At 67.0% G+C, this 20,369-nt stretch carries 16 protein-coding genes; 10 read left to right on the top strand and 6 right to left on the bottom strand.

The annotated features are described in order from the left end of the window. Positions 1-25 precede the first annotated feature (25 nt). Complete coding sequence (locus C5E05_RS15265; protein ID WP_181059667.1) at positions 26-1,162, top strand: glycosyltransferase; 1,137 nt, start codon at positions 26-28, stop codon at positions 1,160-1,162. Positions 1,163-1,193: 31 nt separating this feature from the next. On the opposite strand, the gene C5E05_RS15260 is transcribed toward C5E05_RS15265, so the two are convergent. The 5 genes from C5E05_RS15260 to C5E05_RS15240 form a co-directional block, all read right to left on the bottom strand. Beyond that, positions 1,194-2,120, bottom strand: a complete 927-nt coding sequence (locus C5E05_RS15260) for a glycosyltransferase (protein ID WP_181059665.1) — start codon at positions 2,118-2,120, stop codon at positions 1,194-1,196. A gap of 26 nt (positions 2,121-2,146) precedes the next feature. Then, positions 2,147-3,463: a glycosyltransferase family 1 protein gene (locus tag C5E05_RS15255; RefSeq protein ID WP_104342422.1), complete on the bottom strand. Its 1,317-nt coding sequence runs from the start codon at positions 3,461-3,463 to the stop codon at positions 2,147-2,149. Then, positions 3,460-5,640 (bottom strand): glycosyltransferase, encoded by a 2,181-nt coding sequence (locus tag C5E05_RS15250; RefSeq protein ID WP_146081141.1) that lies wholly within the window; start codon positions 5,638-5,640, stop codon positions 3,460-3,462. The genes C5E05_RS15255 and C5E05_RS15250 overlap by 4 nt, the downstream gene beginning before the upstream one ends. Next, positions 5,637-7,466, bottom strand: coding sequence for an ABC transporter ATP-binding protein (locus tag C5E05_RS15245; RefSeq protein WP_146080475.1), 1,830 nt, complete (start codon positions 7,464-7,466; stop codon positions 5,637-5,639). The genes C5E05_RS15250 and C5E05_RS15245 overlap by 4 nt, the downstream gene beginning before the upstream one ends. Before the next feature lie 258 nt (positions 7,467-7,724). Beyond that, the gene (locus C5E05_RS15240) at positions 7,725-8,753 is read right to left on the bottom strand and encodes an acyltransferase (protein WP_228496929.1); all 1,029 of its coding nucleotides are present in this window, start codon (positions 8,751-8,753) and stop codon (positions 7,725-7,727) included. A gap of 171 nt (positions 8,754-8,924) precedes the next feature. Between C5E05_RS15240 and C5E05_RS15235 the strand changes: the two genes are divergently transcribed. Continuing rightward, positions 8,925-10,049, top strand: coding sequence for a glycosyltransferase family 4 protein (locus C5E05_RS15235; protein ID WP_104342419.1), 1,125 nt, complete (start codon positions 8,925-8,927; stop codon positions 10,047-10,049). A 172-nt stretch (positions 10,050-10,221) separates the two neighbouring features. On the opposite strand, the gene C5E05_RS15230 is transcribed toward C5E05_RS15235, so the two are convergent. Continuing rightward, positions 10,222-10,911: a hypothetical protein gene (locus C5E05_RS15230; protein ID WP_104240376.1), complete on the bottom strand. Its 690-nt coding sequence runs from the start codon at positions 10,909-10,911 to the stop codon at positions 10,222-10,224. A gap of 482 nt (positions 10,912-11,393) precedes the next feature. Here C5E05_RS15230 and C5E05_RS15225 point away from each other — a divergent pair, with 482 nt between their 5' ends. The 8 genes from C5E05_RS15225 to C5E05_RS15190 all read left to right on the top strand — a co-directional run bounded on the left by C5E05_RS15225 (position 11,394) and on the right by C5E05_RS15190 (position 20,273). Further along, on the top strand, positions 11,394-11,972 hold the full coding sequence (locus C5E05_RS15225; protein WP_146081140.1) for a YdcF family protein: 579 nt from the start codon (positions 11,394-11,396) through the stop codon (positions 11,970-11,972). A gap of 102 nt (positions 11,973-12,074) precedes the next feature. Further along, on the top strand, positions 12,075-12,560 hold the full coding sequence (locus tag C5E05_RS15220; RefSeq protein WP_104342417.1) for a PH domain-containing protein: 486 nt from the start codon (positions 12,075-12,077) through the stop codon (positions 12,558-12,560). Next, positions 12,560-15,046, top strand: coding sequence for a PH domain-containing protein (locus tag C5E05_RS15215; RefSeq protein WP_104342416.1), 2,487 nt, complete (start codon positions 12,560-12,562; stop codon positions 15,044-15,046). Before C5E05_RS15220 ends, C5E05_RS15215 begins: the two co-directional genes overlap by 1 nt. Beyond that, entirely contained in the window at positions 15,043-15,780 is a 738-nt protein-coding gene (locus C5E05_RS15210) for a DUF2520 domain-containing protein (protein ID WP_104240380.1), read from the top strand. The genes C5E05_RS15215 and C5E05_RS15210 overlap by 4 nt, the downstream gene beginning before the upstream one ends. 28 nt (positions 15,781-15,808) lie before the next feature. Further along, positions 15,809-16,663 (top strand): pantoate--beta-alanine ligase, encoded by an 855-nt coding sequence (gene panC, locus C5E05_RS15205; protein WP_104342415.1) that lies wholly within the window; start codon positions 15,809-15,811, stop codon positions 16,661-16,663. A gap of 114 nt (positions 16,664-16,777) precedes the next feature. Continuing rightward, positions 16,778-17,473, top strand: coding sequence for a low molecular weight phosphatase family protein (locus C5E05_RS15200; protein WP_104240382.1), 696 nt, complete (start codon positions 16,778-16,780; stop codon positions 17,471-17,473). 130 nt (positions 17,474-17,603) lie between these two features. After that, positions 17,604-19,103, top strand: coding sequence for a lysine--tRNA ligase (lysS, locus tag C5E05_RS15195; protein ID WP_104298307.1), 1,500 nt, complete (start codon positions 17,604-17,606; stop codon positions 19,101-19,103). Between the two features lie 252 nt (positions 19,104-19,355). Continuing rightward, positions 19,356-20,273, top strand: a complete 918-nt coding sequence (locus C5E05_RS15190) for an endonuclease domain-containing protein (RefSeq protein WP_146081139.1) — start codon at positions 19,356-19,358, stop codon at positions 20,271-20,273. Positions 20,274-20,369 lie beyond the last annotated feature (96 nt).

Below are 20,369 nucleotides of genomic sequence, written 5' to 3'. Positions count from 1 at the left end.
CCACCTCCTTCTCCAAGGAATGCCCGTGAGATTCTTCTACCTCAACGACAGCCCGCTTCGTGTGACTGCGGATGGCAAGCTCGGCATATTCGCGAAATCCATGACGGGCTTGGCCGAGTACGCGAAGAGGTGGCCGGGCAAGGTGCTCGTGTCCTCGCTCGAGGCTCCTCTTCTCGCCGAGGAAGACGACCCCCAGATGATGTGGGCCGATCACGATCTCGCCGCTGACCTGGAATTCATCCCGCAAGTTGACGCGCCCGCCCTCTCCCGACTCGGGGCTGACCTGGTCATGCATTCAGTGGTGGGACCGCTGAGTCAGTCGCTTCTCGGCCATCACTTCAAGGTCATCTTCACTGACGACTGGTCCCCCGCCGTTCGCCTTGAGGTTGGTCTCGTCACGGCCCGTGGAGCTGTCGACCGGGCCCGCATCAGAGTCGGCGCGCTTCGGCGCACGAGGCGTCTGGATGCCCTCGCGGCCCGAGCCGATGGTTTTCAGTGCAACGGTCACTCGGCAGCCGAGCACTACAAGGTCGTGAACCCCTCCACGCATATGTACTTCGATCACAGGATGCGTGCAGGTGACATGGCTGCCGCAAGCCGTCGGGAGCACTGGCACGGCGATCGGCCGTTGCGAATCGCGTACTCGGGCCGTCTGACCGAGATCAAGGGAGTGAAGTTGATCGAGCCGTTCATCGCGGAACTCGAACGGAGATCGATCAGCTTCGAGTTCACGATAATCGGATCAGGAAATCTGGAACCGGAGCTCCGCCGGCTCGAGTCGAAGAATGTGCGCTTCGCGGGATTCATGGACTTCGAGAAGGACTGGAAGCCCTTTGTGCGGAGCGAGGTCGACCTCATGTTCCTGCCGCACGTTCAGGGGGATTCGGCGAGTACGTACTTCGAGGCGATGGGTTCGGGGGTTCCTGTCCTCGGTTTTCACAACAGGACGCTCACGCCGCTGCTGGCCGCTGGCGGTGGTGGCTGGGCCGTAGCAAGACCAGACGTGGTCGCGGCGGCAGCAGTGACTGAACGGCTCGCGACCGGGCCGATGGAGCTCGAGGTTCAGGCCCGCCGTGGACTCTCGTTCATGGAGGCTGTCCCCTTCGAGACCACCTTCGACGAGCGAGTGAACCACTTTCGAGCGATCGCTGGCGCGTCGTAGCTTCGCCTCCGAGGCGAACGGCCGAGTACACCTAGGCGCGCGGAGCGCGGAGGAACCCTCGAACGCGATCCACTGCCGTTGCTCGAACCCCTGCACGAGCCAAGAGAACGTACACCCGTGCGGTGACCCGGTTCGGAGCTGAACGGAAGGAGGTCTTCAGGTAGTCGACGACTCGTGGCGTCGGTCCTTCAATGCGCCAGAGACGCAGAGCCAGCGTCCAGATGCGATTCTCCATCTCAGCGTCGAGTTCGGGCGTGATCCCGAGTTGTTTCGAGAATATCTGGAGATACGCCATGACGAAGCGGGGATTCGTGGTGTGGAACTGCTGGTGTCCAAGCGACGACCCGAGTTCGCGGAAAGCGACGAGAGGCTCGTCGACGCAGAGAAAGTCCGACTTCAGTGCGAGCCGGATCCACAGGTCGTGGTCTTCGAAGAAGAGATCGGGGTCGTAGCCTCCTGCTTCCTTCACCGATTGAGTCCGGAGCATGACCGAGGGCGCAGGCAACCAGTTGTACTCGCAGAGCTCACTGTAGACAGACCCGCTCAGTCGAGGAGGCCACGCGTATTCAGTCTTGAAGTCGCGCTCGAGCTGCTTTCCGTGCTCATCGACTCGGAGTGCGTTCGAGTAGACGACAGCGACATCTGCGGAGGCGCCGGCCATCGCTTCGAGTTGGCGCTCGAAGCGGGTCGGGAGCATCCAGTCGTCGGCAGAGATGTATGCGTAGAACTCTGTGTCGATCGTCGACAGCGCGGAATTCAGGCTCGCGCAGAGCCCTCGATTGACCCGGTTGCGTTGAATGGACACGTGAAGAGGGTTCTCTTCGAGGTACACCTCGGCGGCGTCCGCGGTCTCTCCTGCTGGGTCGTCGTCGATGAGCAGTATCCGGCTGGGCAAGATCGTCTGCTGCTGGAGAGAGAGCAGCAGGTCTCCGACGTAGCGCTCGTGCTTGTAGCCCACGATGACGAGGGTCAGATCGTGCGCGATCATCCGAGAGCGCCTCTGTGCAGAGCGGTCACGGTCGCGGCAGTTTCAGCGAGTGCCTGTGTCCAGGACTCCTCGGTCTTCGGAACCGCGCCCTCCTGCGCTGTCTCGCGCGTCGCGCGCTCGATGATCGCCTGCGACATCGCGGCCACGGTCGGTTCGACGAGCGTGATCATCTCGGAGTAGCGGTCGAGGTCGATCTTCGTCTCCCAGGAGGTTGTGATGACTGGCGTCCCGAGGCGGGAGAACTCGAGGGTCGGGTAGTTCGGGTGGGGTGCCAGCATCGGGGAGATGGCGAGGTCTGCGGTCAGCGTGAACTGCTGGTAGTCCTCGAACGACATCTTCCCCAGCCGCTGCAACTCGAGTCCGCTCTTGAGCCGCAGCGGGGGGATCGTGTGGGTTCCGCCGAGCCAGACATCCCAGTTGTCACGAAGCTCGGCGCTTTCCTCGAATGCCTGGTCGATGGCGAGCAGGCCGGTGTAGAAGAGGTTCCGATCAGTCTCTGGCCTGGCATAGAAGAAGAGGCGCTTCTTGCCAGGTCGCTCGACGAGCGTCGACTCTCGCTTGGGGACTCGCACCGCTGGCTCGAAGACAAGCGCCTCGGCCGCGACGCGATGGTGCGGAGTCGTCCGGAAGTAGTCGTGCAGGATCGAGCTGTTGAGGACGGGCACGAACTTCACTGACTCGTACGTCGACGAAGCCCAGAGCTGCTGGTCGCCGTTGTTGTAGAAGATCGGCTCGTAGTCCTGGATGAGGTACACATACGGGCGGTCGTGTGCCAGTCGATCCACCGCGAATGCGTCCCACCAGGCGCTGACCACCAGCAGATCGTCGGGGTGCAGGGGGAGCGAGGCACCGGCGGCCCGGCGGTGAGCTGCGTTCACGAAGTGGATGCGCGAGGGGTCGACATCGATGCCCTGGTTCCTGAGGAAGCCGGCGACGTCCGGGTCACCGTCGAACGAGGTGGTGTGCACCAAGCGCAGGTCGTAGTCGAGGTGGTTGGCGACGGTCGCACTGAAATTGAGCAGGGTCGCGATGCCGCCGAAGAAGCCGCTGCTGTTGAAGAAGCCGAACACCGTGACCGACGGGCGCTGACCGGGCGCTGGCGGGGCTGCGTGGAGTGGGCGGAAGGCGGCGAAGCGACTCGCCAGCAATTCGTCCGGCGTGACGGAGGCTCCCGCACCCGCATCTATACGCCTGCTGAGGTGGGCCTCCACGTCCGCGAGTGCGCCGTGGACCTTGCCGAGCGCACCCTTCGCGAGGTGCGCGGCCTTCCTGGTCCCCAGAAGGGCCACCGTGCGTGGAGTCTTGGCGGTCATGCGTGCTCCGCTCGGATACGGGTCGACGGGTGCGACGGTTGGCTCGCCTGCTGCCTCGCTGCCCGGAGGAGGCCGAGTTCGTATCGCAGCGTCGCGCGCGCGTCGAGGTCACGTCCGGTCAGCTGCCGGGGGGCGTTCACCGCGAAGTTGACGAGGCTCGCCAGCGCCAGGGATGTCGTGAAGGCGACCGAACCGCCCCACTTGTTCACGTAGCGCTGCCGAGCAGTCAGAAGCCACTGCCGCCGCAGAGAAGTGTCCGACGATCCGCCACCGACGTGCGTGACGGTGACGGTATTCGCCACGTAGGAGGGAACGCCCCGTGCGAGGAGACGCCTCTGCAGATCGACTTCCTCGGACGTCATGAAGTACCGCTCGTCGAAACCTCCGACACTCCTGAAATCCCTGACGGGAAGGAGCATCGCGGCACCGATGACCCAGTCGACTCGGTCGCTGCCCCCTGGTGTGAGCGCAGTCACGTGCCCAACGGCACGCTGCAGTGCAGGAAGGTGGCGCCAGCGCGCGAGCGGGGAGAGCCACTCGACCACGTGGTGTCTGATGCGTGGGAATTGGCGAGCGGTCCACTCCGGCTCACCGTTCGACTTCACCACCTGAGGGCTGACGACCGCGGTAGGAAGTGGTCCAGCGGCATAGAGCAGGTCGCGGATGAACGTTGCGCCCACCTCCAGATCGCTGTTCAGGACCAGCATCAGGTCGGTCTCCACCAGTTCTGAGCCGGTGTTCACTGCGGCGCCGAACCCGCCGTTGGCCTCGCGGCGCACGAGTCGTACCCCCGGCTGCTGGGGGAAGGGGACGGGAGACGCGTCATCGGCGACGATGATCTCGGCGAGACCGTCCTGCCCGCGCAGCTGCTCGATGAGGTTGAGCGTGTCCGTCGGCTCCCCGTAGTAGGGAATGACCACCGTCACGGAGTCCCTGTCGATGGCTGCCTGTGGCTCGTCTTGGCCGTAGATTCTCTTCACTGTCTCCCTGAACCGTTCTTCGCCGTAGGTCGCCGAGAGTCTCCCGGCGAGGTCGTCGGCTCGGAGGTCGGCGCCTCGCTGGTCGCGCAGGACCCCGACGACGGCCCCCGCAAACGCTGCGGGGTTGTCCGTCACCGCCTCCAGCTCGTCGCTGTGCGCAATCCCCTCGGCGCCCACGGAGGTCGAGATCGTCGGCACGCCGTGCGTCATCGCCTGGATGGTCTTGAACTTCACACCCGAGCCTGAGAGGAGCGGAACGACCACAGCAGCGGCTCGCGCGTAGACCGGCGACAGCTCGTCGACGAATCCCGCCGCGGTCACCTGGACCGCCCGCGAGACGAGAGGAGCCAGAGCCCCATCCGGGTCGAGGCCGACCAGCGTGAGCCGGGCGTGGGGAACCGCGGCGATGACCTCCGGCCAGACCTGATCGATGAACCAGGTCGCCGCATCGACGTTCACCTGCCGCGCGAAGTATCCGACGAACACGACCTCCGGGGAGGCGCTGTCCACGTCACGATTCGGCAGTGCAACTGGGGAGAGAGGCGGGTCGATGACCTCGACCTCGGTCGCTCCGCGTCGCCTCAGCAGCTCCGCATCCTTCTCGTTCAGAGTCAGGACGCTGTCGAGGTGCCGGAGGGAGCGACGTTCCGCGGCGATGGCCACGGTCTCAGCGCGCCGCCACCGCCCGAGGCCTCCGTCGTCAGCGCGACGCGCGTAGAGCTGCGAGAGCACATCGTGGAAGGTGCCCACGATCCGTGCGCTCGGATTGAGACGTCGGATGTGCGGGGCGAGGCGAATGAACTCGAACCACTGCAGGTCGACGAGGTCGGCGCTCGCGACGGACTCGCGCACCCGCGGATCGAAGTAGAGGCTCACGAGGATGCCGAGTGGGGGTGCTGCAGGATCGACGCGCCTCCAGCCCCTCTCGACGATCCCGACGCCGCGTTGCAGCAGCCGCTGTCGTGAGCTGGGGGACGCCCATCGGCCGACCAGGTGCGCTGCGACGCGCGTGTCCACATGCTCGAGCGCCTTCTGGTTCGCGGTGTGGTCCGGAGCGATCACCTCGACCACACCGTGTTCCGACAACGACCGCGTCAGGTGGTGGACGTACAGGCCGCCCGCGTGGCGAACACCGGGGTACGGGACCGCGCCGCCGAGCATGACGACGCGCGTCTCAAGAGGTTGAGGCCGCGTCACGGAGTCACGGGATCGCTGTCGGTGACCTTCAGCAGGCCCAACTCGACTTGACGAGCGAAATCAGCGTTGCTGGAGCGCACTTCTTCGAAGGTGCCGTATCCGGCGACCTGCCCGTTCTTCATGTAGGCGAGCGCGTCTGCTTCGCGGACCGTGGACAACCGGTGAGCGACGATGACGACGGTCACCTCGCCCTTGAGCCCGTCGATGGTCTCGATGATCTTGTGTTCTGTCTCATTGTCGAGAGCTGAAGTCGCTTCATCCAGCACGAGAAGCGAAGGGCGCCGGTAGAGGGCACGAGCTATGCCCACGCGCTGCCTCTGACCGCCGGAAAGCCGTGAGCCTCGGTCGCCGACAGAGGAGTCGAGGCCTCCCTCCAGAGAATCGACAAGGTCCTGCAGCTGTGCTCGTTGCACGACCTCGGCGAGGAGCTCCTCATCGATCTCATCGGCCGTGGCGTCGAACGCGATGTTCTCCCGCAGGCTGGTGTCGAGGAGGAAGACCTCCTGCGGAACCATCGCGACGTGGTGCTGCCAGGCCTTGACGAGGTCGTCGCGCAGGTCCTGCCCGTCAACGGTGAGCGTGCCTGCGGTGGGGCGATGGAGCCCGAGGATGATGTCGACGAGTGTGCTCTTGCCTGCACCGCTTGATCCGACGAGCGCGAGCGTCGAACCTGCTGGGATGGTCAGGTTAATGTCGCTCAGGACATTCTCCGAGGCGTCTTCGTAGCGGAAGCCGAGATTCTTCGCCTCGAGAGTGTGAGAGAAATCGAGCGTGCCGTCGTTGGCGGCCGCGAGGTTCGCGCTCGTCTCGTACTCTGTTGCGCGTTCGAGTTCGGTGCAGACCTCGTCGAGCGCGGGGGCTCCGACGCGCAGGTTCGAGATCGAGGCGAGGAGACGAGAGAGCGACGGGAGGAGCCTGAAGCCAGCGGCTCCGACGAGACCGATCGAGGTCACCGCTGCAATGCCTCCACCCGTGTTCAGCAGGAACATGATGAGCCCGCCCAGGCCCAGGATGAACAGCGCCTCCAGCAAGTACTTCGGAACCTCCGCGAGGAAGCCGACGAGGCGGAGAGCCTGCGCGTGCTGGAGCTCGACCTTCTCGTAGACGTTGACGAAGTGCGGCTGAGCGCTGCGGATCTTGATCTCCTTGACGCCGCCAAGGGCGTGCAGGGCCGCGCGATAGCCATGTGTTGCTGCATCCATCTTCATCCGGCCAGCCGCTTCCGCACGCGGACGGATGACTCGGGCGAAGACGAACATGGCAATGCCGAAGTAGACGAAGGCCATCAGCGTGGGCAGGGGCATGACGATGAGCATCGACACAAGAAGCGCCACGATCGTGATGCTGTCGGTAATGGCGTTCAGCGCCGCGATCACGCCGAGCGAATAGAGCTGACCGACGGAGGTGCCCATGGTCCTCAGGAGATCAGCCGTGCCTCGACCGAGATGGAGGCTGTACGGCGCATGCAGGTAGTAGTTGAGGATTCGAGTGGCCGTTCGGGCCTGTTCGCGGTTGATGAAGCCCAGAATCCACCAGCGGAACGCGATCGAGAAGATGTCCTTCAGCACGAAGCCGACGACCACCCCTCCGAGCAGGTACATGATCAGTACCTCCGGCGTGGGGTTCCCGAAGAGCGTCGCGACGGTGCCCAGCATGCCCTCTGTCGTGGAGCCGCCGGCGAGGATGGCCAAGAGCGGACCGACGAGGAGCACCGACCCAGTCTCAGCGAGTGCGACGATCACCGAGCCGATCAGCCCGATGATCAACTTCCGGCGAGCCCCCTTGGAGAAGATGAGCTGCAGTTTAGATAGCAAGATCGTAGTCACCTCAAGTGGACTTCGGTGTGTGAAGAGCCGACAGCATCAGCTGGCCCCGAACGGAGGATATCACCCGCGAAATCACGTGCAATTTCCAGAAGTCGCGGTTTACATCCGGGCCCCGACTCGGGAGAGGAGCGCCGCGGCGTTCGGCAGATCGTCGCGGAGGCCGGCCTTCGTGCAGCTTGAGGCGCCGGCGAGAACGCGCCAAGGAGCAGGTCGGCCCGAGACTGGCGCCAACGGCCATGGCCAACGTGTTCACATGGCTCACGTCGCGGTCCTTCCTCGTCCGTCAGCCCGGCGCAGCAATGAACGTCGCAAAGCTGGCGTGATGCGGGTTTCGGCGAGCGAGTACAGGCCCCAGGCCAGAACGGTGACCACGAGCATCGCCACGAGCACCGCGAGGTCGCGTCCGATGAGCGGCCAGAGGAGATCGATCGTCGCGTAGCCGACGACGACGTGCACGATGTAGAGCGAGTAGCTGATCTTTCCGAGCCAGAGCAGGGGACTCAGCCGAAGCGGAGGAGTCGACGTGCGCAGCGCGACGAAAGCGAAGAAGACGCTGATGCCGGCAACGATCGCGGCGTAGCTCGGCGAGTGGAGCAGGGCGGCAGACACGACGACGGCGAGGAAGGCCGGGATCGTCAGCCACTCGAACCGCTGGTTCCTGCGGGCCATGAAGAGCAGCATTCCGAGGCAGAACAGCGGCCCGTACTCCGCGAGGGTGACGTTGACCATCGCGCGGACAAGAACTGGAGCGGCCGTGATGTCGATGCCGGGGGCAAGGACTGCCGCCACGACGGCCGAACCGACCGCGATGACGAGCCAGGCCGCCACCAACCATCGCAGGAGCACGTCCGTCAGCCTGCACTTGGTGAGCAAGAGCACGAGGAAGACGATGATGTAGAACTGCATCTCCACCGCCAGCGTCCAGAAGGCGCCGTTGACGTCAGGAACGAGCAGCAGCCGCTGGATCATCGTGAAGTTGAGGAGCGTCTGGAGCGGCGTCAGCTGCGTTCCCGGAACGTTCGCGAGCGCGCCCACGACGACCGAGATGACCACGGCTATCCAGTAGGCCGGGTAGAGACGGGCGAACCGTGAGATTGCGAAGTCGGAAGCGCGCTTGGCCCGATCAGCGGTCATGAGGATGACGAACCCGCTGATGAGGAAGAAGAGCTGAACTCCGAACTGGCCGTGATGCAGCTCGAAGGAGCTTGCCGGCGCCGTCGGGTAGTGAACGGAGAATGTGGTCGTGAAGTGACCTACGACGACCGCAGCAGCCGCAAGGCCGCGCAGCCCATCGAGTTCTCTGAATCGTGTCGATGAAATGGATCCCCCTCAAGAAGTACGCGCGCCTTCAGGGGGGTGGACGCGTTTGCGCACTCAGGCTAGCGCCTGGTGTGCAACAAGATGCGCCCGAGCATACAAGATGGGAGAAAATGGCCGCGGTGTCTCTAGGCTGAGGTTGTGAACAACAACATCACCATCCTGGGCCTCTTCGACCACGACGGGCTGCCCTCGATCCGTTCGGGGACTTCGCCCGGCGATCAGCTGCGAGGGCCCTACTGCGCGGAGCTGCTCGGCCAGTACGCCAACCTGGTCACGGTTCGCATGCCGAGCTCTCGGGTGCACCGAAAGGTCAAGGACGTCGTCGAGCACCGAACGGGTGTCCCCGCCGACCTCGCGATCCGGGGGCTGGCATCGGCGCGGCGGGCGGATGCTGTCCTGGCGATCCTCGAAGACAAGTCTGTGCTTCCGGCCGCGCTCAAGCGCCGGGGTCTGACCGCGTATGCCAAGACGAGACTCGCCGCCGTCTCCTGCTGGTGGGGGGAGGAGCTGAAGACCGGCTCGGCTGCGCGGCGCGAGGAGATCGCGCGAACGGTGGCGGGTGTGGATCGCATCTTCGTCTTCTCACGGAACCAAGTCGAGCTCTTCGCTCAGATCGGCGCCGGTGGGAAAGTCGCTCCCATCAACTTCGGGGTCGAGCACACGAAGTACGTGCCGGACTCCTCGGTCGAGCAGCGATTCCAGGTCTTCAGCGGAGGCCTCGATGCTGGCCGCGACTTCGAGACCCTCGTCGAGGCCGCACGGCTCCTCCCACACGTCGACTTCCACCTCGTCTCGCACCTCCACCGATTCCAGCAGATGGACCTGCCGAAGAACGTCACGACGAGCGGCCCCACCGACGGGCAGACCCACCGGCAGAATCTCCTCGCGGCCCAGCTCGTCGTCACCCCGACCCATGACCTCGCCTACCCCACTGGCCAGAGCGTGCTGCTCGAGGCCATGTCGTCTGGCAAAGCCTGCGTCGTGACCGAGACGGAGGCGATGCGCGAGTACATCGACGAGGGCGTGAGCAACTTCGGTATGCCCCTCCATGACCCGCAGGGGGTTGCCGCGGTGATAGAGAGGGTTCTCACCCGGCCAGCCGAGCTGCTCGAGGTGGGCCGCAGGGCGCGAGCTGCCGTCGAGGACCGGTACACCTTCGACCAGATGTGGAAGTCGATCGCCGAGCAGCTCGAGCGCGATCGGGTGGAGAACTCGCCGGGGGCCCGTCGCCGTTCCCCGGGAGCGGGGCGGAATGCGGCGTAGTCGCTTTGACTGGCTATCTGTCAGGACGATGCCCGGCCAGGGCTCGGCGAGGCCCTGAGCGGCTCGCTCCGATCGTCGACCGCGTCTTGGGCGGGTTGGGTTCAGGGGCCTCTCTTGTCCTGCTCCTCGGTGGTGCCCTTGTCGCCTGGGCCGCGCGCACGGCCCGAGAGGTCTAGAAGAGCATCGTGAAGGTCAGGCGCAGCGTCTCCTCCGTGAGGACTGCAGCCGACGAGAGCCCAGCGGATGCGAGCAGCGCACCGGGGTGCGCAAACCCGACGACCACGTGGCGCATCCTCGGGAACTCGGCGAGGAACGTGCTTGGCACACGCGAGCGCTCAGGGGATGGGTGCTCCCGCCATCCGCGGAGCTTGGCGAGGAACCAGGCGCAGCGAAGCAGGAAGACGAGCCAGATCGCCAGCACGACCGGGAGCATGAGGCCTGCGAAGAGCTGGATGCCCGAGTAGGTGATCTCGTCCTCGCGGTTCTCCGCCATGAGCTGCAGCAGCGTCGAGAGGCTCGCGCTCATGACCACCGAGATCGTCCACGCCGCGAACCCCACCACGAGCGTCACGAATCGGACGAAGAAATGACCGAAGACCGAGTCGTGCTCGTCGAGGTGGCTGCGAGGAGTGCGGAGGAGGAGAGCGACCGTCGCCGTCAGCGAGGGCAGCGATCCCACGACGACCACCGCCGCCCACACGGGCATCGGCCAGTCGGCGACCCAGCCCAGGATCGTCGCGGACGCCAGGACCACGAACCACGCCCAGCTCCAGCGCAACGGATGCTCGACGAGCGTGGCAGGAAGCCGCCGCTCGACAGCGCCGAGGAAGCGTCTTGGAGGCGGCTCCGCCGGGACATTCATGGGCCAATGCTATTGCCCTGCGCGATCGACGGAGCAGGCGCCCTGCCCCTGATTCCTGCGTGACCGCACCTGCCCGGCGGCGACGTTCGGACGGGCCACCGGCTCGAAGCATCCACAGGGGAGTTCTGCCCATACCTGGACCGAGCCAATCCGAGTAGGGTCGGGGATTCGGGAGGTCGGAACTCGACGGGGGTCAGTCGCCGGCCGACCTGGTGCGAGGGAAACGCCCCGCGCACGAGAGCAAGGGGGAACGACGATGTCCACACACGAATCAGCTGCAGAGTCGGAGCGGGGCGCTGAACGGCGCAGCCTACTGGGCGCTGTCGCATGGGCCACTCCGATCATCGCCATCGCCGTGGCGGCGCCAGCTCAGGCCGCGTCCACCCACGAGGTGCCGGGGTGAGGGTGTGCTCGGACCGCGCGCGGCAGTGAGACGCGGCGCCTGGCGGAGGCGGGTCCCGCCGCTCACGTAGCCTGTGCTGGTGAGCGGAAGCAGGACGGGGATGGCGAGACGGGTGGCGTCCATGGCAGGCGTGGCGCTTGCTCTGCTCGTCGTCGTCATCGCAGCCGGACTTCCCCTCTTCGTCTTCCCCTCCACGGACGAACCCCGAGAGGTCGACGCCATCATCGTGCTCGGTCCGCCGCGTGAGGCACGCATCCAGGCCGCCCAGCAACTGGCCGCCGACGGCTACAGCGACACGGTCGTCATCGCCGTCGACGACTACGGCATCGACTCCGCCATCAACATCCCTGCGTGCGAGGTCGGAGCGGACCACGCGTCCACCGCGCCCGTCACGCGGTGCCTCATCCCGGAACCCTTCACCACGGCAGGGGAAGCGCTCATGGTCAAGCGGTTGGCCGCCGCGGAAGGATGGGAGTCGGTCATGATCGTCACGAGCGTCACCCACATCTCCCGCGCCCGCATGATCTTCACCGACTGCCTTGGTGGGGGAGTGCTCGCCACGGACGACGGCGTCGGCATCGGCGACTCCAACTGGGCCTGGCAGTACCTGTACCAATCCGGGGCATTCATCAAGGCGCTGGTCGCACCGACCTGCTGACGCGGACAGTGCAGTTCGGCCGATGCCAGGCAGGGCGACCCGACATGTCGGTCGTTCTCGATACGGTAGGCGCATGACGACACGTCGCAACGAGGGGGCAGCATGACCGCGCTTGACCACACCACCGTGCAATGGCGCAGGGTTTCCGCGAAGTACATCTGGTCTGAACTCCTCGGGGCGTTCTTCTGGGCGCTTGTGGCGCTCGCGGGAGTCATCGTTCTCCTCGTGATCCCGGACGTTTCGAACTGGATCGCGTTGGCCCCTGGTGCCATCCTCCTGCTGATCCTCATCTCCATCCCCTTCGAATGGCGACGCGTGCGCGCCATCGGCTACCAGCTGCGCCAGGACGACCTCGTCTTCCGCCGTGGTCTCTTCTGGAGCCGCATGGTCGCGATCCCGTACGGCCGTCTGCAGCTGGTCGACATCCAACGCGGTCCGGTCACCCGCATCTTCGGGCTCTCCTCGCTCAAGGTCGTCACCGCCGCCGCGATCACCAACGTGACCATTCCCGGCCTCGATTGGCGCGACGCCGAGAAGCTCCGGGACGACCTCGTCGCACTCGCCGAGACTCGTCGAGCAGGGCTCTGATGAGTGCCCACCTCCCGCCTCAGTCACCCGGCGCCCAGTTCGGGGGCCCGCCGTCTGGGGCGCCACAGGCGCAGCCTCCGGGGCCGGCGCTCGGCCAGGGCTCCGACCTGATCGACGGTGAGTGGCATCGACTCCACCCGCTCACACCGCTCCTCAAAGTCGGCGTGTTCGTCATCGCGATCGGCGCCTTCCTCATCAACCAGTCCTGGCAGACGATCACGAGCTTCATCTTCCCGCAGCTCGACGAGTACAGCGGCGCCGAGTACGACCCCACGAGAATGGTCTTCGAGAACCAGACCTGGCTGCTCTGGGCCGCGCTCGGGACGCTCCTCGTCATCATCCTCCTGGGACTCTTCAGCTACCTCTCGTGGCGCTTCGCGCAGTTCCGAGTCAGCGACACCACGATCGAGCTGCAGAGCGGCGTGCTGTTCCGGAAGAGCCGTCAGGCGCGACTCGATCGAGTGCAGGACATCAACATTCAGCGCCCGCTCGTCGCGAGAATCGTCGGGGCGTCCAAGATCGAGATCGGCGTCGCCGGCGAGAACGCGAACATCCAGCTCGTCTATGTCCGCACCCGCGACGCCGACGGCATTCGCGCCGGCATCCTGCAACGCGCATCGGGGGCGAAGCGCAACGAGCGCGCAGCCCACGGCCAGTCGTTCGAGGGCCCCGCTCAGCCCGGTTTCGCAGGTGCCAACGGCGGCATGCACATGCCGACGAGCGCAGGCCAGCCGAGCGGTGCCGGGGCAGTGGGCCAGGGAGCGGCCCAGCGCCCGCCGACCGCCGAGCAGCTGCGCACGAGAGCCTCCGAGTTCTTCGCGCAGCGAGTCGAGGAGCTCACGAGCCCCGAGCTCGCCCCCGGAGAAGTGGCGCCGCAGTCGGTGGTGCGCCTCCCGCCGTGGCGCCTCGTCGTCGCCAACCTCGTCAACCCGTGGCTCGTCGTCGTCATCCTCACGCTCATCGCGGGGCTCATCATCACCTTCACCTTCGAGTTCTGGTGGCTGCTCTTCTCGATCCTGCCTCTCGGCGCGGTGTTCTTCGCCATCACGGCCGGTCAGATCCTGCCATCCCTCAACTACAGCATCGCCGCGACGCCCGACGGCGTGCGCGTCGGGCGAGGGCTCCTCACCACGAGCAACGACACGGTCCCGCCCGGCCGGATCCACGCCGTCCAGGTCTCCCAGCCCCTCTTCTGGCGCCCCTTCGACTGGTGGATGGTCCGCATCACCCGCGCAGGCACCGAGCAGGTCTCCTCCGACGGCTCGCAGAACCAGGCAGCGCTCACCCGCAACCTCGTGCTCCCTGTCGGCACGCGAGCTGAGACCGAGCGTGTGCTCGCGCTCCTCCTCCCGATGCTCGTCAACGATGAGGTGCGCCGTCTCATCGAGCTCGGCATGTACAGCAAGGGCGACGACGACTACTTCGTCACGGCCCCCAAGCGCGCGGCGTGGATGCGGCCCTTCTCGTGGCGGCGACACGGCTTCCGCCTCGACAGCCGCGCCCTCTACCTGCGCTTCGGCGCCTGGTCACGCAAGCTCACCATCGTGCCCGCTGAGCGGATGCAGTCCATCGGACTCGACCGCGGCCCAGTGGGCTACTTCGCGAACGTCGTCAACCTCCACGCCCACACCGTGCTCGGCATGGGCGTCACGACCCGCATCGGCATGGTCGACGGCGACATCGGCGTCCGACTCTTCGACGACGTCTCCGCCGTCGCCATTCGCGCCGCGAGCCTCGACACGTCCCACCGCTGGCGCGAGGCCGCCACGCTCAGCGCCATCGCAACCGCGCGCATGCGCGTTGCCGACGCGGAAAGCCGCGGGATCGCCGTCGACAGTCAGACGATCGCCGTGCTGCAGGCCGAACGCGAATATCAGCAGGCTCTCGCTCAGAGCGGTGTGGACGGCACCTCCACACCGCCCGTCGCGGAACCGGTCGCCGCCCAGCGGGCCACGCCCGCGCCGGATCTCTCGAGGATCCCGGCGCAGTTCGGCTCAGCCAGCTCAGCAGGATCCATGCCCTCAGCTGGCGTCGGCCCTTCTGCTCCTCCCGAGAGCGCAGGCCCGCCTGCGACCACCCCCGGTCCTTCAGCGTCTCCGTCTCCGGCTCTGGCTCCGGCGCCCTCGCCCACGTCCATCGGTCCCGTCCCAGGGCCGCCGGCGAACGGCGCCTGGGCCCCCGTCTCCTGGGAACCCGTCGCCGCGCCGCCTGCGTCGGTGGAGTCCGCGATCGACACGACCCCGACTCCCATCCAGTCGCCGGCCACGATCGCCCCCGCGCCGACGCACCGCCCGCCAGTCGAGCGCGAGGCTGCCCCCACGGCGGCGCCGCAGATCGCGAGCGACCAGGCCCAAGAGTCTGCGGGTGCCGCCGACCAGGCGCAGCCACTGACCCGACGTCAGCTGCGGGAGCAGCGGGAGAACGGCACCGCGCCAGACCAGCAGCCGGGCCACGACAGCAGACAGGCTCCGGAGGGCAACGCATGAGCACACGGGAGGGACGGCTCGGCATAGGACTCGTGGGGGACTCGCCCACAGGCCTCATCGTCGCAACGGCACTCGCCGGAGCCGGGCACGCGCTGGTCGGCGTCGCCACCGAGTCCGTCGAAGCGACCGAGCGCGCATCCGCCATGCTGCCCGGGGCCCCCAACCTCACCCAGCGGCAGGCCATCGAGCGCAGTGAGCTCGTGATCCTCGCCTTCGACGAGGACGAGCTCGAAGCACGTGTCCTCGAGCTCTCCGAGACCAAAGCGTGGGTCGCGGGTCAGCTGGTCCTGCACACCGTCGCCGGGCGCGGGACTGCCGTGCTCGGCACGGCGCTCGACCGAGGCGTGATCCCGCTCGCCGTGCATCCCGCGATCGAGATCACCGGAACGAGCCTCGACCTGCACCGCCTCAAGGAAGCCTGGTGCGCAGTGACCGCGCCGCGGCCGGTGCTGCCCATCGCGCAGGCCCTCGTCGTCGAGATCGGCGCGGAGCCGGTCGTCATCGCCGAGCAGGACCGCCCGACCTACGCGGAAGCACTCCACACTGCGACGGAGTTCACTCGCTCCATCGTCAAGCAGGCCACGGAGCTGCTCACCGGAATCGGTGTCGAGAACCCCGGCTTCATGCTCTCCAGCCTCGTGCGCTCGGCCGCAGACAACGCCCTCGCCGACGCCACCCCGCAACGCCTCGACCCGCTCGACGGTACGCTTCCTGAGGCGGACCCGCGCTCGTAGCGGCAGCCGCAGGTTCCGAGGAGGGCTCTTGCCACACGTTCTGACCACGATCGCCGAAGCCAAAGCAGTGCTCCGGGAAGTCGGGAAAACCGACACGATCGCCCTGGTGCCCACGATGGGCGCTCTCCACGAAGGCCATCTTTCGCTTGTCGACATCGCCAAGCGAAGCGCCTCGAAGACCGTGGTGTCCGTCTTCGTGAACCCGATGCAGTTCGCGCCCGGCGAGGACTTCGAGCGCTACCCTCGCACCTTCGAGGACGACCTCGCGAAGCTCGACGCGGCCGGCGTCGACTACGTGTTCGCGCCCGCGGTCAGCGACATGTACCCCAACGGCATCAAGCAGACGCGCCTCGTCGGCGGACCCGCCGCGGGCATCCTCGAGGCGGCACACCGGCTCGCGCACTTCGACGGTGTCCTCACGGTCGTCGCGAAGCTCTTCAACATCATCCGCCCGAACGTGGCGGTCTTCGGCGAGAAGGATGCACAGCAGCTCTTCCTCGTGCGGAGCCTCGTCCGCGACCTCGACCTCGATATCGACGTGGTCGGGGCGCCGATCATCCGGGAAGAAGACGGCCTCGCGCGCTCCAGCCGCAACGTCTACCTCTCCGACGACGAGCGCAGCGCGGCCCTCAGCCTCGTGCGCGCGCTCTCGGCCGCCGCCGCCAACGGCGACCGAGGCATCCGCGAGATGATCTCGCAGGCCCAGGGCGCCCTCATGGATGAGAAGCTCGTGAAGATGGACTACGTCTCCATCGTCGATCCCGAGACGTTCGTGCTCGTCAATGAGGCGTACCGCGGGACGGCGCTCGTGCTCGTCGCCGCCCGCGTCGGCACCACACGCCTCATCGACAACATGCCGGCCTACGTCGGCGAGTACCGCTAAGGCGCTCGCGGGCGGCTCCGGCTTCAGCCGGACGCGCGCGAACAGCACGAGTGCCGCGTCCCGCTCGTCTCGTTGCTACGCTGAACGTTCCACGACCCCTGGGGGAACACACGCATGAGCTTTCGCATCCTGACGGTCTGCACGGGCAACATCTGCCGTTCGCCACTCGCTGAGCAGCTGCTTCGAGACGGACTCCGGGATCTGCCCGGCGTCACCGTCGAGAGTGCGGGAACAGGTGCCCTCGTCGGCAGCGGTATGCCGCAGCAGGCACTCGCGCTCGCAGCCCAGTACGGGGTGACGGATGCGGAAGCGCACATCTCGAGGCAGCTCACGGAAGACATCGCCCGCGGAGCAGGCCTCGTGCTGGCGCTCTCCCGCGACCACCGCCAGCGCATCGTCGAGCTCGCCCCCTCCGTCGTCCGGCGCACGTTCACGCTGCGCGAGTTCGCGCACATCGCGAGCCAGGTCACCGCGGAAGACCTCGAGGAGTCCTATGAGGCGCCGGGCGCGAGCCACGGCTCGCGTCGCTCGCGCCGCGAAGCGCTCGAAGGCGCCACAGACGGCGCCGGCGCTGGCGCCTCAGAGCAGGACATCGTCACCGCCGCGCTCGCCGCGGCCGTTGCCGCCGCCGCCCCGCTGCGCGGCCTCGTCGCTCCGCTCGAGAACGCCGCCGACTACGACGTGGTCGACCCGTTCCGCCGCTCGGACGAGACCTACCAGCGCTCGGGCCGCGAGCTCGTGCCAGCGGCCGAGACGATCATCGCCTACCTCGAGGGCGTCGTCGACTGGGCGAAGGCCCGCACCGCGTAGCCTCCTCGAGGCTCGCCGGTTCGCGCGACGGCGCGAAGTGCACCAAACTGGGGGAGTGCGTTTCCGAGCGCCATTCGTCGCGCCCGGGACACGCATCCACACCCAGCCGCACGAAACGCAAGGAGCCCGAATGGCCGACGCGCCCATCCAAGACGCACTCTCCGAGGCCGAAGCCTCCGAGCAGAAGCAGGTGCGTCTCGAAAAGCGCGCGCGGATGCTGGAGTCGGGCATCGCGCCCTACCCCCTGACGCTCCCCATCACGCACACCATCGCGGAAGTGCGGGCAGCCCACACCGAACTGGAAGACGGCGCGTCGACCGGCGAGCGCGCGGGCGTCGCGGGGCGCATCGTGCACCTCCGCAACACCGGCAAGCTCTGCTTCGCGAGCCTCCAGGCGGGCGATGGGTCGCGCATCCAGATCATGCTGTCGCTCGCCGTCGTCGGCCAGGAGCAGCTCGACCTGTGGAAGGAATACGTCGACCTCGGCGACCACGTCTTCGCTGCCGGTGAGATCATCTCGTCTCGCCGCGGCGAGCTCAGCATCATGGCCGACGAATGGCGGATGGCGTCCAAGGCCGTCCGGCCGCTCCCGAACCTCCACGCCGAACTGAGCGACGAGACGCGCGTCCGCCAGCGCTACCTCGATCTCATCCAGCGACCCGTCGCCCGGGAGGTGGTGGTCGCTCGTGCCAAGACCAACGCCTCGCTGCGCCAGACCTTCGCGAACCACGAGTTCCTCGAAGTCGAGACGCCCATGCTGCAGACCATGCACGGCGGCGCCGCGGCCCGCCCGTTCGTGACGCACTCCAACGCGTTCGACACCGAGCTGTTCCTGCGCATCGCGCCCGAGCTGTACCTGAAGCGAGCCGTCGTCGGCGGCCTCGACCGGGTCTTCGAGATCAACCGCAACTTCCGCAACGAAGGCGCCGACTCGACCCACAGCCCCGAGTTCGCGATGCTCGAGGCCTACCAGGCCTACGGCGACTACACCTCGATCGCCGACCTCACCCAGGAGCTCGTGCAGAACGCGGCCCAGGCCGTCGCCGGCTCGCACGTCGTGACCTGGGTGGATGGCACCGAGTTCGATCTCGGCGGTGACTGGGACCGAGTCTCCATGTACCCGTCGCTGTCGGAGGCGGCAGGCGTCGAGATCACGCCGTCGACGTCGCTCGCCGAGCTCGAGGCGCTCGCGGCGAAGGTCGAGGTCGAGGTCGACCACCCCACGCACGGCAAGCTCGTCGAAGAGCTCTGGGAGCACTTCGTGAAGGAGGGCCTCACGCGCCCGACGTTCGTCATGGACTTCCCCGTCGAGACGTCGCCGCTCACCGCATCCCACCGCTCGATCCCCGGGGTCGTCGAGAAGTGGGACCTGTACGTTCGCGGCTTCGAGCTCGCGACCGGGTACTCGGAGCTCATCGACCCCGTCGAGCAGCGCGCCCGCTTCGTCGAGCAGGCGGCGCTCGGGGCGCGGGGAGACGCCGAGGCGATGCGCGTCGACGAGGACTTCCTCGCTGCGCTGGAGCACGCCATGCCTCCTTCCGGCGGCATGGGCATGGGCATCGACCGCCTGCTCATGGCCATCACCGGCCTCGGCATCCGCGAGACGGTGCTGTTCCCCCTCGTCAAGTAGGGCCCGCGTGAGGTAGCTCCCCGCCCCCAGTCTTCCCAAAGATGACTTGTGGTCGTCAAACCTCGAGTTTGACGACCACAAGTCATCTTTGGAGCGTGGGATCGCGCGGGGCGGCGCGAGGGCGGGCGGGATGGCGCGCGGGATGGCGCGTGGGCGGGGCGGTTTGCAGGCACGTCGGGTGTCGAGAGTGCCCTCTCCACAGGCGGGGAGATGGGCGGGGCGCAGCCGCGCGCATCCATCTACCGTTCCTGCATGCGACCCAAGACGCCGCTCCCACCCGAGTTCGCCAACACGACGTTCCGCTATTCCGCTGCTCTCGAGAGCGGAATCACGCGGGGTCAGGTCAGAGCGTCGACGACGACCGGCCCGCACCGCGGCATCAGAACCACCCGCGAGATCACGTCACCGCGAGACGCCGACCTCGCCTACGCGAGAGCCTCACCGCGGGACGTCGCGCTGGCCAGCGTCTCCGCCTGCCGGGTCTGGGGAATCCCGCTCCCGCTTGCCATCGAATCGCGCAGACACACGTTCGTCGCCGTGCGGAGTCCACGGCACGTCCCAACGGGAGTCGCGGTCACGGGCATCCGGCTGGCTCCGCACCTGTTCAGCGACCGCGAGTTCGAGGGTGTCCGACTGCTGTCGCCCTGCGTCGCCTGGGCGCAGCTCGCCGCTCAGGTCAGCCCGCGCGAAACCCTCGTGCAGGCGGATGCACTTCTCACACGCGCAGACAACTACCCCGGACGGCGCCACGGCGGCTCGCTGGCCACGCTGGACGAGCTCCGTGCAGTCGCAGACGCCTGGGCGAAACGTGCTGGAGTCGCCCAGCTCCGTGCTGCCGTCGAACTCGCCAGACCGCAGGTCGAGTCGCCCGGAGAATCCCGGCTTCGCCACGCCCTCATCTCGGCCCGCTTCCCGGAACCCGTGCTGCAGCACCGCGTCTTCGACGGGCGGCGTTTCGTGGCACGGATCGACCTCGCCTATCCCTCGCTGAAGATCGCGCTCGAATACGACGGAGAACACCATTTCACCGTGGCGAAGGCGGTGGAGGACATCGAGCGACGACGTGAGCTCGAGAGCCTCGGCTGGACCGTCATCCAGATCACCCGACGCGACATCCAGGACCCGACGCGCCTCTTCGCCCGACTCCGCGCGGCGATGCGTCCACGCTGAGGCCTTCGCCCAGAGCTGACTTGTGGTCGTTCTCGCGCGAGGTTGACGACCACAAGTCAGCTCTGCGCGATGGGGGCGAGCGGCGGGGGCGAGGGG

The sequence above is a fragment of the Pseudoclavibacter sp. AY1H1 genome (assembly GCF_002931055.1).
Taxonomy (GTDB): Bacteria; Actinomycetota; Actinomycetes; order Actinomycetales; family Microbacteriaceae; genus Pseudoclavibacter.
This window is presented reverse-complemented; position numbering and strand designations above follow the sequence as displayed.